At 59.5% G+C, this 13,432-nt stretch carries 7 protein-coding genes; all 7 read right to left on the reverse strand.

Annotated elements, in window-relative coordinates; translation table 11 throughout:
- Window positions 1-3,816, reverse strand: a complete 3,816-nt coding sequence (locus ACP7BO_RS12175; RefSeq protein WP_426210628.1) for a cellulose synthase subunit BcsC-related outer membrane protein — start codon at window positions 3,814-3,816, stop codon at window positions 1-3.
- Window positions 3,792-4,970: a cellulose synthase complex periplasmic endoglucanase BcsZ gene (bcsZ, locus tag ACP7BO_RS12180; protein WP_426210630.1), complete on the reverse strand. Its 1,179-nt coding sequence runs from the start codon at window positions 4,968-4,970 to the stop codon at window positions 3,792-3,794. The genes ACP7BO_RS12175 and bcsZ overlap by 25 nt, the downstream gene beginning before the upstream one ends.
- Before the next feature lie 66 nt (window positions 4,971-5,036).
- Window positions 5,037-7,304, reverse strand: a complete 2,268-nt coding sequence (gene bcsB / locus ACP7BO_RS12185) for a cellulose biosynthesis cyclic di-GMP-binding regulatory protein BcsB (RefSeq protein WP_426210632.1) — start codon at window positions 7,302-7,304, stop codon at window positions 5,037-5,039.
- On the reverse strand, window positions 7,301-9,526 hold the full coding sequence (bcsA, locus tag ACP7BO_RS12190; RefSeq protein ID WP_397456308.1) for a UDP-forming cellulose synthase catalytic subunit: 2,226 nt from the start codon (window positions 9,524-9,526) through the stop codon (window positions 7,301-7,303). Before bcsA ends, bcsB begins: the two co-directional genes overlap by 4 nt.
- Window positions 9,523-10,611 carry a cellulose biosynthesis protein BcsQ gene (bcsQ, locus tag ACP7BO_RS12195; protein WP_426210635.1) on the reverse strand — a complete coding sequence of 363 codons (1,089 nt, stop codon included), beginning with the start codon at window positions 10,609-10,611 and terminating at the stop codon, window positions 9,523-9,525. Before bcsQ ends, bcsA begins: the two co-directional genes overlap by 4 nt.
- A gap of 501 nt (window positions 10,612-11,112) precedes the next feature.
- A complete protein-coding gene (locus tag ACP7BO_RS12200) occupies window positions 11,113-11,358 on the reverse strand; it encodes a hypothetical protein (RefSeq protein ID WP_073514974.1) in 246 nt (81 codons plus the stop codon).
- Between the two features lie 572 nt (window positions 11,359-11,930).
- On the reverse strand, window positions 11,931-13,205 hold the full coding sequence (locus tag ACP7BO_RS12205; protein ID WP_426210637.1) for a hypothetical protein: 1,275 nt from the start codon (window positions 13,203-13,205) through the stop codon (window positions 11,931-11,933).
- Between the last annotated feature and the right edge of the window lie 227 nt (window positions 13,206-13,432).

Raw genomic sequence — 13,432 nt, forward strand, 5'->3', positions numbered from 1 at the left:
TCAGTTGGAATACGGGGAGCGATAAGGACTGACCGGCAGTTCCATCGCGCCGTTCATGTCTTCGAACATGTAGCGCAGGTACATGGCCCCCGTGATTTGCCGGTAGTCCTGGGCGTTATCGACGCCAAGATTGGCCCCCAGGAAAAACGCCGAACCGAATTTGTACTCACCGGCTGCAGCCAGGCTGTAACCCACCCCGGTCTTGCTCTGGCCCGAGTAGCGCTTGCCGCTGGTGGCCTGCAAGTCTTTGTCATTGGGGAAGTAGTCCGCCGCATCCTGCTGGAAGTGCTGAACCCCGACCGAGCCCTTGATCTGATAGGTCAGGCGCTCGGTGCGCTGCGACCAGGAGACCGGTATGCCAAGGGCGAAGTAACTTTGCGGGCTGAAGTAGCCGCCATGACCGTAGGTGAAGAAGTCCTGGTTGTTATCGAAGCTCAGGCCGGTAGCACTCACCCCCAGGGTCAGCTTGCTGTCCAGGGCATTTTGCAAGTACCAGTACACACCGCCGCCCAGTTCGGCACGGCTGTTGGACTCCACGTTATGCCCCAGCAGCTTGTGCCACGAGCCGTAGCCATAAGCACCGACGACCTGGTCGTCGTAACTCAATTGTCCACGCCCGCCGTTGGCGGTCACACCGCCCCATGACTGGTCGGTGCGCTTGTCGGTGGTACCGGCAAACGATGTCACGCTGTCCGTGACGGCTCGTCGCGACAGGTTGACCCCGTAGCGCATGTTGGGGTTGCCGGGCAGTGGTCGATCCACACTCACACCCCCGGCAACCGTGCTGTACAGGAAGCCAATGGGCGTGGTGCCCAGATCGGCCTTGAGCCCTTCGTCCGGGCGGGCGTAGGCCACGCCCAGACCAACACCCTTGTCCCGTTGCGAGCCAATGCCTTCGGCCGATGGACCACCCCCGCCAAAGCGCTCGGCGGCATCGCTGCCGACACTCCCGGCGTTGATCGACACCGGTGTCACCCGCACGGCGAGACGGTTCTCGCCCACTGGAATATTCACTTCCAGCGGGGTCTCGATGTCAGTCATTTTGCTCAGGCCCGATTCGCTGTCGTTACTGCGAATGGTCACGCCCTGGGTCACGTAGCCGCTGCGCTCCTGAAGCAGATCATCCAGCGCACGCCGGGCGGAACTGGTTTGCTCCACGCCTGCGTTGAGCGTGCCTGGCGCTGCAAAAGGGTTGGCCGCGGCCAGGGCCGGCCCCGGCTGCAGCAGCGTTTTGGCCGGCAGCGGGATCTCGTCAATCGAGGTCCGTCCGAGCTGATTACGCTGGCCCCGGTCGGCAAAAGGGTTGGCTGCAACGCTGGTACTGCCGCCCCGGGCGATCAGGGTGCGCTGGCTCTCGGTTTGCTCGATATCCACGGCTTTGCGCAACAGCTGCGTAGCCTGGGCGGACTGGCCCATGCTGCGGTAAATCCGCGCCGCTTCGGTCAGCGACTGCGGATCGTAGTTCTTCAGCGCCATGAACTGCTGCAGCGCCTTGTCGGCGTAGCTTTTATCACCGGCCAGAACTGCCGCGTCTGCCGCATTGAGCAGGATCAGAGGATCGTTGGGCCGGCTCTTGAGCAATGGCTTGTACAGTTCAAATGCCTTGGCGTTGTCGCCATTGCTGACATACATGCGTGCGAGCGCCGAGACCGCTTCAACATCCCCCGGGCGCGATGCCAGAGCCGGGGCCAGAGTGTCGTAAGCGGCTGCCAGGTTGCCACCTTCGCGTAACTGATCGGCCTGGCGGATGCGATAGCGGTACAGCACATCGTCAAAACGTTTACGCGTTGCGACGCTCATCTGGCGGTTTTTCAGGTCACGCAGAATCGAATCGACCTGAGTGTCGTTGCCGGTCTTTAACAGCAGGTTTGCATATTGCAGCATCAGGTCGGCGGACGGGTTCGGCGTGCGGTTGAGCGCCTCCTCCATCATTGCCTGCGCACGCTGCGGATCCTCGCTGTCGACATAAGCCGAAGCCAGGGCTGCCATGCCATCAGGGCTGCGACTGGCCGTCGGTTGCAGGCGATCAAGCAGCGCCAGGGCTTCCTGACGCTGACCGCGCCTGGCGATGGCCGTTGCGAGCCGCAGCTGCGCATTGAGGGTGATCTGGTCGGCCAACTCATTGATGGCTGCAGTACGGCGCCCAACAGGAATGCGGCTTATGGCCGCCTGCGCAGCGTCCCACTGCTCCATTTCAACCGAGAGCAAGGCACTGGTATAGAGCGCGTCAACGTCCTGCGGATGGTCCTTGAGGTAACGGTCGATCAAGTCACGGGCCTGGTCCGGCTCACCTGTCTTGAGGTACAAGCGGGCAAGGTCAAAGCGGGTCCAGACATTGTCCGGGTCATCCTTGACCGCCTGCATCAAGGCTTGTTGCGCAGCGCGCACGTCGCCACGTTGCTCGGCCATTTTGGCGGCCTGGGCAGAGCGCAGCGCACGCAGCCGGGCGCCACCCATCCCGGCCTGCTGGGCTGGCGTGAGGCTGTCGAGCAGACGCAGGGCTTCATCGTTGCGACCCGATTGCGCCAGAACAGTGGCCAGACCTTGCACGGCCAGCGCGTTGCCGGGCTGCACAGCCAGTACCTGTCGATAGCTGCCCTGGGCCGCCTCGAGTTCACCGGCCTGAGCCTGAATATCCGCCAGGGTCAGGTGCGCTTCGATACCCTTGGGGTTCAGGCGCATGGCCTGGGCAATGCTTTCCCGGGCCTTGGCCGGTTGCGCCGTAGCCTGATCGCGGGCCTGTTGCAATAACGCCCAATAACGCACGTTAGCCAGTGCCGGCTTCCAGCGTGCGCCTCCGTTGGCGATGGCCCGGTTGAGTAATTGCTCAGCTTCAGACAAGCGATTTTGTTGCTGGCGCACCACCCCCAGACCACCGAGGGCGTCCGGGTCGTCAGCCTTGTTTTTCAAGCGGGCGGCGAAGGCTTGCTCGGCACCGGCCGGATCATTTTTTTCCAGAGCCTGCAGGCCACGGGCGACCAGTGGATCTGCCTGCCAGGCCACCGGGCGCCCGGTAGTCGCCGATTGCGATCTGCCTTTATCCAGTAGCGTGCGGATTTCCTGGTCATCGGGATGAGCTTTGAGGAACTCCTCGAACAACGGCACCTGTGCCGCATTGGGCGGCCCCGTCCAGACCAGTGCCAAACGCCAGCTCTCGTCGGCGTCTCCGCCAATGTCGGCGCGGGTCGACAGTTTGGCCAGGTCACGGATACCTAGCGCGCGGGTGTCTTCGCGACGCACCAGTTGCTTGGCCAGGAACAACGCCAGAACCGGGTCATTGGGGTTCTCGCGCTGCAAACGCTCCAAGCCTTTGCGGGCCTCGGGCCAGGCAGCAGGGTTGAACGCCAGATTGTTGTAATACTCGCGCCCCACCTGGCCTGAAGGTGTACGCCCGGCGAACAGTTTGCGAAACACCTCGGTGGCTTCATCACGCTGGCCGCTGTCGACCAGACGCCGGGCCTCTTCCAGCAGTGCGATGTTCGACGCCTGCGCGAGGGCGATGTCCTGCTCCAGTTGCGCCGCCCGCCATGGTCGCGGGGACAACGCCTGCAAGCGCGCCAGGTACTGCCTGGCTTGCTCGGGCTTGTTCTGTTTGAGACTGGACAGCCCCATGCCATACAGGGCATCGACCTGATTGGGGTCCATGCGCAGGACTTTTTCCCAGGCCTCGGCTGCACGCTGCGCATCCGCACGGTTCTGCCAATACTGCCCTTGCTCGACCAGCAACGCTTGCACGTCGTTAGTGGCTGCGTGGGACGCGGTGCCGATTATGGCGGTAAACATACCGATGACTAGCGAGTGGCGGCGCGGGTACATGACGTCTCCCAAGACAGTTTGAGTGTTCCGTCATCACGAAACTGATAGCGTTTTTCTGCCCAGCCGAGTCCGAACAGACTAAGCATCAGGTTGTAGTACTGAGGTTCGCCCGGCGCAGCGGCGTCTTTGTCCAGCAGCGTATTCAATGCCTGCTCGACGCGACGTTGCTGCAGCTCCGCCAGCCAGGGCTGGGCCTTGGCCTGGAAGTACGGAATCAGCGCCGCAGAGAAACCGAACGGGCCTTGCCCTTCGTACGCCCCGCTGTTGACCTGAACCTTTTCCGGTGCAACGCCAATGGAAGCGGTACTCCTCGACATGCCATCCAGGCGCGCCAGTAGCGGCGCGGCCAGCGGATCGGTGGCGGGCGTCATGCCGGCCCACAGATAAACCCGGATGGCGTCATAACTGCCCAGCCCGCCCTTGACCGGGTCCTCGACAAACAGACCGGCCCCGGGGGCCGTCGCGCGGTAACCGACCCAGTCGGCAACGTAGCCCTGAGGGCTGTAGGCCTTGATCATTTCAACGCTGTTCAGCGCGATTTCTGTCCATGGCCCGGCGGGCTCTTCCATGGCCAGCCGACGCAGCAATGGCAGCGGCAGATAGCTGGGGTTCAGACGCCACAGGTGATCGGGCAGCACATAACCCTCGGGCCCGGGCACGAGCATTTTGCCGAGGCCCGGAAGGTTCACCACCAGCTTGCTTTCAATGTTCTTGAGCATCAGCCCTGCAGCTTCGCGATAGTCAGGGCGCTGCCACAGGCGTGCAGCTTCCAGTAGCGAGTAAGCAATCCACAGATCCGAGTCGGATGCCGAGTTGGCATCCTGCAGTTGCCATTTACCGTCCTTGCCCCGCCCCCATAACCACCCCGGCAAGCGCTCACCCGGGTTACCCGCCATCAGGTTGGAAGACGTCCATTGCCACAGCTTGTCGAAACGCTCGGGATCGTTACCGATGACGGCGAACAGCATGGCGTAGGACTGACCTTCGGAGGTGCTGTGATCGGGCTCGACGCTGGACTCCAGGACGCGGCCGTCGGGCTGCACAAAACGCGAGGCATAAGTGCCCCAAAGCGGCCAGTCGGCGCCTTTACACTCAATATCCTGTGCCATGGCCGGTGCCAGGCCCAGCAGCGCCACACCACTTGCCAGCCACACTAGCGCTCTGCGACAGCGGGCCGCAGGTGGACCACAACGCCTGATTGCAAAAAGACTGGTCACGGTTCAGCGACCCAGGCGCTGGTTGGCACGTGCGCGCAACGCCAGGTAGGCCAGACCGCCAAGCAACACCACACCCAGACCGGTGAGCAACAGCACCCACAGCACATGACGCGACATCAGCCACTGCAGGTATTTGACCGGGCCAAGGCTGCCGACGTAGTAATCCTGGTCCGACACCAGTGCTTCGACGTTTTTACCGCGCACCACCACCAGGCTGCCCTGGACCGACTGGCTGTAATCATCGCCACCGATCAGGGCATTGGTCGCATCAGCCAGCCCCTGGGGCTGGCCACTGGCAATCAACACCACGCTGCGGCCGTCTTTGAGCGGTGACTGGAAACCGGTCAGATAAGTGCTGTTCGCCCCACCCGAGAACGCCATGTCCAGCCTGGTCTTGCGCTGATTGGCTTCAGGGTCGGGGCTGAACCAGTCACGCACGCGCAGCGCCAGATCAGAGAGCTGAAAGCTTTGCTGGCCATCGGCACCCGCAGCGGGCAAACGGTCGGCCCATTGCTTGAGCAACGGCTGGTTGGCGCCGGATGCCAGCACCAGCAAGTCCTTGTCCGCCACGCTTGCGACTTGCGCCGCCTGAATCACTTCGACGCCGGTGGCCGGGTAGCCCGTGGACTCACCGAAGCGGCCGAGCACGGTCAGGTAGGCATCCAGTTCCGCTGCACCCGCGTTATCCGGCAGTACCACAGCGGTTTGCGACAGATCGGCAAGGCGGGTGAACGGGAAACCGGTGTCTTTGAACACGCCCAGGTTCGGCATGGCGATGAAGTGGTCGTAGCCGCTCAAGTCGAGGGTCGACTCGGGGTCGATGGCGCCGCGCATGTTGTCGATAATAATGTCGTTGCACTCGCCCTGCTTGAGGTAATCAAACATGTAGCGCAGTCGCAGACGCGACTGTGGTGGCGCCGAATTGAGCGGCAGCAGCACATCGGTTTCGCGGTTCAGGTTGTCGCCTGTTTGCAGGGCGCTGAGCAGACCGCTGTCGAGCTTGTCCCGCGAAGGCAGGTTTTGCGACTGGATCAGGGCATCGTTGAAGGAAATTATCAGCGATGAGTTGTTGGACTTCTCTTGCGGTGTGTAGCGGTACCTGAGGTTCAGCGGAGCACCGTTATCGCGCCAGCTGAACAGGTCCGGCGGCAGATTCAACGGCACAATGATTTCGCCCGGGTTGAAACCCGAGACGTTGAAATCCTTGGCCGGCAACAACTCCCCCAGTTTGACCGGACGATCACTGGGCAACCAGTTCGGCGCGTCATAGGGTTTGCGCGGTTTCACCAGATCAAGACGATCGATCACCACACTGTTGCCCGACAATGCCTGGCTACCCAACACCAGAGCGTTGGCAGCACGCTTGAGCTCGGCACTGTCGCGCCCGCTGATGACCAGCAACTTGCCGTTGGCATCATTGGGATTAGTCATCACGGTCAGGGTCGGGCCCTTGGCGGCTGGCAGGCTCAGACCGCCTGCCTGCAACGCATCAGGGCCGCTCAGCAGTACAACCGCGTTGCCGGTGGCCGGGATCTGGTTCAAATGCGACGAGAACCGCGCACCGCGATAGCTGGCCTGGGCGCCGAACCACGATGACAGCGCACCTGCAGCTTCCAGGGTGGCATTGTCGGGCGCCGCGGCGAATACAAACGGCAGGTTCAATACACGGGCATCACGACGATCAAAGAACGGCAGCGGCATGATCGACAGGTCATTGGGCAAGACCACTGGCGACACGTCGATCCCCAGCTGCGTGGTATTACTGATTTTGGCCCAGAGGCTGGAGTGCATCGGGTCTTCGCAACTCAAGGTGTAGTGCCCGATAAATTGCAGGCCCAACCGGTTGAATTCGGTGATCAGATGCGCCGGTATCTCGACCACCTGCTGTTGCAGTTGCCCGGCCTTGTCCTTGGGCAATGCCAGGCTCGCCGCCACTTCATCGTTGACCAGTACGTTGATTTGCGACAGCTCTGCCAGCAACGCCGGCGAATAGGTGTACTGCACATTCAGCCGGGCACCGGTAACGATCGAATCGGCGCGCACATCAAAATTGACGCTGTCAGTGGACTCCACGCCGCGCAGGCTCATCGGGTAGTTGCGGCCCAATTGCTTGAGGGTCACGGTGTAGCTGTCGGCGCCGGGCGCAGGGCTGGCCGGTGCTGTTTCACCCGACGCCGCGCCGATGCCAAGGGCCAGCAAGGCACAGGTCAAACGTGCCAATACATGCCGCGGCTCGCGCTGACTACCGAAAGCTGATGACGTTGAATTCATGACTTGTCCAATGCATTTTCTAGCGTGGGTGGGGCGCCCCGGCGACGGCGCAGCACGCTGCGCACTTCCATTGTCGTGGCTTTGAAAAGTTCGTAGATACCGCGCAGGCCAATGCTGCTGACCTCGCGAAAGGCTGCCAGCGGAGTGTCGACCTGCCCGCTGCCCCAGGTGGCCGCCCAGGTGTCGGCACGGGAAAAAGTCAGACGCACCAGCTCGCTTTGCTGGCGCAGGGTCAGCGGCTCAAACCGGGCGCCAAGCACATCGCCACGACTGAACATGATGACGGCCGGAAACACGCTGACGTGCTGGTTGCCAAACAGTGAGATCTGTACCCGCTCGCCATGGGGCACGCTGACACCCGGTGGCAGACGCAGGCCCATGCCCTTTTGTGAGAAGTCCTGGGTGACGCCCTCGATCACACTGCCGTCGGCACGGGTCAGCAGTGCCGGCAGTTGCGCGGCCACCCGCGGCCCGACTCGCACCTGACGGGTTTCGCTGGCCACCGCCACGGCGGCACTGATGATGATCAGGTTATAGAGGGTCCAGGCCAGGTTGATCAGCAGCGTGACAATGAACCCCTCATCACCGAAGGCCAGGCGCAGCAGTCCATAGATCAGGCCGCACAGATTCAGCACCAGCAGCACGATGTAAGGCTTGGCGAGCTTCCAGTCGAAGAATTTGTCTTCGATGGTCCCGCCCTTGTCGGTCACGTTGAACCCGCCGAACCCGGGCTTGACCAGTGCCATCAGCACCGGGGGCATGATGTACCAGGCCAGTACCGTCTCGTAGACCTCGTTCCAGAACGAGTGCCGGAACCGTCCCTGGATGGTGGAGTTGGTCAGGCTGGCATGGAACAGATGGGGCACGGCATAGGCGGCAATCATCACCCCCGAGGCATGGAAGATTTGCGCATCGAAAAACAGGAAAGCCAGGGGTGCAGTCAGGAACACCAGGCGCGGCAAGCCGTAGAAGAAGTGCAGCATGGCGTTGAGGTAGCACAGGCGCTGGCCCAGGTTCAGGCCTTTGCCGAGCAACGGGTTGTCGGTACGGAAAATCTGCGCCATGCCCCGCGCCCAGCGAATGCGCTGGCTGATATGGCTCGACAGGCTTTCAGTGGCCAGCCCGGCGGCCTGGGGGATCGCCAGGTAAGCCGTGTTGTAACCGGCACGGTTGAGCTTGAGGGCGGTGTGGGCGTCTTCGGTCACGGTTTCGACCGCGACCCCGCCGACTTCCATCAATGGCGCCCGCCGGATGACGGCGCAGGAACCACAGAAAAACGTGGCGTTCCACAGGTCGTTGCCATCCTGGACCAGGCCGTAGAACAGTTCACCTTCGTTGGGCACCGAACGGAAGGTATCGAGGTTTTTCTCGAAGGGGTCCGGGGAGAAAAAGAAATGTGGCGTTTGCAACATCGCCAGCTTCGGATCTTTCAAAAACCAGCCAATGCTCACTTGCAGAAAGGAGCGCGTCGGCACGTGGTCAGCGTCGAAAAACGCCACGAACTCGCCGCTGGTGATTTTCAGTGCTTCGTTGAGGTTGCCGGCCTTGGCGTGGAAGTTGTTGTCACGGGTGATGTAGTTGACGTTGATCTGATCACAGAACTCACGAAAGTCCTCGCGACGGCCATCGTCCAGTACGTGGACGCGCAACTTGTCCTTGGGCCAGTCCATGGCCTGGGCGGCAAAAATGGTGAGTTTTACAATATCCAGGGCTTCGTTGTATGACGGGATAAACACGTCAACTACTGGCCACTCACTCGGCTGGCCGGTGAGCAAAACCGGTTGCCGGCGCAGCGGCCAGGCGGTCTGCAGATACCCGAAAACCAGAACCACCAAGGCATAGATTTCGGCCAGTATCAGGCCGTAACCGAAGGTTTTGTCGACCCAGTCATCGAAGTCCAGGGTCGAGGTGAGACGCCAGTACATGTATCGCAGCGAGGCGGTCAGCGACAGGCCGATCAGGATCAATATGCTCAGGCGCCCCGGTATTTTGCGCAGCACCAGCGCCGCGGCAAAACAGCCTGCCGCGAAGATGCACTGTGCGTACAGCTCGAACGGGGTCATGACGATGAGCAAGGCCAGCACACTGCAAAACGCTGTGGTTCCTATGATCAGGGTGCGCCGCAATGCAGCCGGTAACTGCTCAAGCCAATCGTATAAAGACTGCGCCCAACGTTGCAGCCGGGTGGCTGTAACAGACGACTCGGGGCTGGATTCGATCATGCTGCGTGGCCCCCGGTGGTACGGGGAACCTGGAACCGGGCCTTGAGTTGCTCACTGAGCAACACTATGGCTTCGCGCGCTGCAGACACCCCGGCCAGCGGGTCATGACCATAGGCCAGGGCCTCACCGAAGCGTTCGTCCCGGGCAATGACCGACAGCAGTTGTGTGCCCAAACGGCGCTTTAGCACTTCGAGCATGTCCCGTGAAAACTCACGGTTGGCGTCGAACTGATTGACCACATAGTTGATGTGCGAATACGCCGGGCGAGCATTGGCGGCATCGAGCGCCCGGTCCATTTGATCAAGGGTTATAAAGCTGGCAGCGTCGGCGGTAGTGACCACAAGCACCTGATCGGCGACATCCAGAGCCTGCTCCAGATAAACCGAGCGCCCGCCGGGTGTGTCGAGAATCACCACATCCTGCTCATCCAGCGCCATGCGTGCCAATTGCCGGGCCAGCCAATGACGGTCGTCACGCAGGTTGCGTTCCAGTGCGCAGCGTTCATCCTCGCCGGGGACGCCGTAAGGCAACAACCGGACCTCGGCCAGCCCCTGCTGCCAGCCGTCGTTCCAGACTTTTTCCTGTAACCCTGCACTGCCGATTTGCGTGACACCGGCCTCCACCTTGAGGTGATGGTGCAAGGCATTTTGCGGATCCAGATCGATAGCCAGAGTGCGACCGCCACCCTGGTTCAGGCGGCTGGCCAGGGCTGCACAGAGTGTGGTCCTGCCAACGCCGCCTCTGGATGACACCAGCGCCACAATCCGGGCCCGGCATACGGGCGCCGGGGCAAGCGTCCCCTCTTCACTCGCTGGCCCTTGCTCTACCCCCGCAACCCTGGCCTGACGGGCCAAGGCTACTTCGGCGAGCAAGCTGCTCAACGCAGTAGCTGACGGTTGCTCTGGCGCTAGGGGTTCGCTTGCGGGTATAGGCCCGGCCACAAGAACTGGGGCAAGCGGTGCTTCAGGCTTGTCCAGGGTCAAGGGCGGGTCTTTGTAATTGAGCTCCGTTTCAAACTCGAGATAGCTGTCGGTACTGGCACCGAAGCGGCTGAAGAGCTTCGCTATGTCGTTTGTCTGATCCATGACTGATTTCTCGCAACCGTGATGAGTGGCTTCTGACTTGATCCCGCAGGTCAAAAAAATGCCGCTTAAAATGATAGCGTCAAAAATTTGTATAAATCTAGTGCCACCGATTATTTAATATTGTTCCGCGCCAAAAACGACAAAACTTTGACACCTCGAGCTTATTTTCTTTGGCGCCAAGGGTCGTTTACATTCAGCTAAAGCAGCCATTGCACCCTTATAAAACGGGCCTTGCGGACTCTTTTTCTGGGGCACGAGAAATAATGCCGGCAGCCGCCGGCAAGCCGGGACCGTCAGACACAGGCATCAGTTTTTTATGGGTTGTTCCGCAAGTACGGACGGTTTCGGCCTGTGGTTGGCTGCACGACTCAAACTGATTCCGGGCTGGAGAACAAACTCAGTCGCCAGTCATTTACTTGAGTGCGGCGTGGGCTCACAACGTGCGGGGCTTGAAATAAACCGGGCCCCGCAGCCGCTGTAAACTTGCAGCCATCAATGCCGCTACCCGCCAGGGGTGTCTATGTCAGCGTCATGATGAGGTTTGGGTTCAGGTTCTGATTTGAAATCCGGGCTGTATGGATTCTCTTCAGCTGCCGGGTTCGGCTTTGGTTTATTGGGCACTTTTTCCGGACCTGCCGGATCGAGCGCCGGACCCGAAGGATCCGGCGAACCGGAGTCGGGTTCCAGATTTTTCTTCGCGCTACCGGGAACTGTTGATCGCGGTTCTTCTGGTACGTCAGTACGCATGTTCACCTCCACATCTTTGGCTAGAACGGTATTACTCAAAAATTGGAGTTCTGCTGTATCTGATCGTGCAGCCGGATCGACGAGTGGGTCCCTACGCCGACAGGTCCTCTACCGCCATGCTGCGTGCGGTGGCCTGTACCGCCCGCTACTCTGCAGAGGCGGCGCACCGGGCAATCTTGCCGTCGGGGGTGGGTAATTGAACTAATGCAAACGAGTGAGTCCAATACCGTTCATGTCGATCGTTTTGCAACGTCCGGGAAATAGTGATGAGTAAGCAGGGGGAAGGATGAACAACAGCACAAAGCATGGCTGGACATGGGCCTACAGCAAGATTCGCGGCTTACAATGCTCGCCGCTGGCTTCGGTTTACAGGGCAACCCTGTATGTGATGCGAGGCGACACGGGGACCTTTCACAGCGATGTCAGCTGGCAAAAAATCCGTATCCGGCGCTAACCCTGACGAACATGCCTCAGTGGCGAGCCGCCGGCATAAAGACGCAGGGCGCAATGACGACCATTCGCTCATGACGGCAAATGATCGTCAACTCTTCGTCTTTACAGCAAAGCGCCCATCAAGCCTTATTCAGGTACAAATAGTTGTAATCGGGATTAAAGCTAAGCCGCAAGTTATGCTGCGTACCATAGATATCAATCACTTTAATGAGCATGCTGGTTTTATTCGGCGTTTCACGTGCGCCTGAACGGGTATCATAAAAATACGAGTTCTGACTCATCAGAAAATGCCCGATCACCACTTCACCTTCCCGCGCGTGGACGATGCGTGGCGCATAGGCTTCAAAGGCCATCGTCAATAGATCCGTTGCGTAATAATAGTAACCCTGCCACCCATAAAAGTTAGGCGGCTGACCCATTCGAATATGTGTTTCTCCGGGATAACACATATAAGTGTGGGCCGTTCGGGTGGCCGAGACATTACCTCGACATGCCCATATCACGTCCGCGCCTTTAACGGGATCAGGCCCGATGGGGTGAATGACGCTTTTGATCGGGACCTTGCGCCCAGTGGGCATCCGAATATTAAGGTGCTGTTCATAGGCACGATATTTCATGCCGTTGCGGGTCATTTCTGAAACCAGCGTATCTCTAAGATAGCCGGAACCATCGGACTTGCGGTCACCATAATTATCGTTTTGCAAGTTCGGGAAAGTGAGAGGATCTATTTCGAACGACGAGTTGAATTTCCCCAGTTTATCGCCCTCCCCCAGGTCTTCACCTATTTCACCGTAATTGCTTCGAAATACAGTGCCATCAGCATTACTGACACGCGCAGCAAATCGGCGCAACAACGATGCACCGGTTGAAATATAAAAATTCACGCACTGATAACCGTTGGGGCAAACCTCCATGGTCTCTGCCGCCGACAAAGATACAAAACCCGCATTTTCAAGTTCGTGTTTGATCTGTTCAGGCAATTTAACTTCCAGCTCTTCGGCGACATGAGCGCGCTGCTCAACCGCTTCAAACAACGCAGGTTGTTCCAGACGCAGTACTCTGATTGAATCAAGAAATCCTCGATCCCACGTATAGCCTTGATGGAGATGTGAGCTGGTCCACTCCCCGGTAAAACTATTATTAAAGTCGATAAGTTCTGCCGTGTTGTAGTCAATCAGGCGAATGTTATCCAGATCACTCTGCGGGATCTGAACATGATTGCCGTTGGCGTCCTTCGCAGCCAGGCGCACAGTAACCAGCAGTTGCTGGCGCTGGTTATTGAGCAGAGGATAACGATTATTTTGATAACTGGCATCGTTCCCGACATATACTCGGAAGTAGGAAAGCTGTTTCCAGTTGGAAGCCTGTGCAGGCGAGGCATTAACGATAGACATGATTCATCCTTTATTTAAATTTATCGTAATCGAGTTAAGTAAAGTGCTGGTGAGTCACAGCGGGCACTGTTCCGGGGCCCCGCAAAAGCAGGCATATCAAAAGCCCAGGGTATCCAACTGTGAAACTTGATCTATGTGCACATTACAAAACAAAGCGTATAGCGCCATGCCCGTCGCCAACAACATGCAAGGTCTGTAAACGGCGCTGCGACAAAAGTTATGCCCGT

The organism is Pseudomonas sp. TWR2-1-1 (assembly GCF_049897045.1).
GTDB lineage: Bacteria > Pseudomonadota > Gammaproteobacteria > Pseudomonadales > Pseudomonadaceae > Aquipseudomonas > Aquipseudomonas versuta.

What these genes read in the sequence shown, in the direction of transcription:
- bcsQ (WP_426210635.1), bottom strand. Translation starts at nt 10,611, where the DNA reads ATGGATCAGACAAACGACATAGCGAAGCTCTTCAGCCGCTTCGGTGCC.
- bcsA (WP_397456308.1), bottom strand. Translation starts at nt 9,526, where the DNA reads ATGATCGAATCCAGCCCCGAGTCGTCTGTTACAGCCACCCGGCTGCAA.
- ACP7BO_RS12205 (WP_426210637.1), bottom strand. Translation starts at nt 13,205, where the DNA reads ATGTCTATCGTTAATGCCTCGCCTGCACAGGCTTCCAACTGGAAACAG.
- ACP7BO_RS12200 (WP_073514974.1), bottom strand. Translation starts at nt 11,358, where the DNA reads ATGCGTACTGACGTACCAGAAGAACCGCGATCAACAGTTCCCGGTAGC.
- bcsB (WP_426210632.1), bottom strand. Translation starts at nt 7,304, where the DNA reads ATGAATTCAACGTCATCAGCTTTCGGTAGTCAGCGCGAGCCGCGGCAT.
- ACP7BO_RS12175 (WP_426210628.1), bottom strand. Translation starts at nt 3,816, where the DNA reads ATGTACCCGCGCCGCCACTCGCTAGTCATCGGTATGTTTACCGCCATA.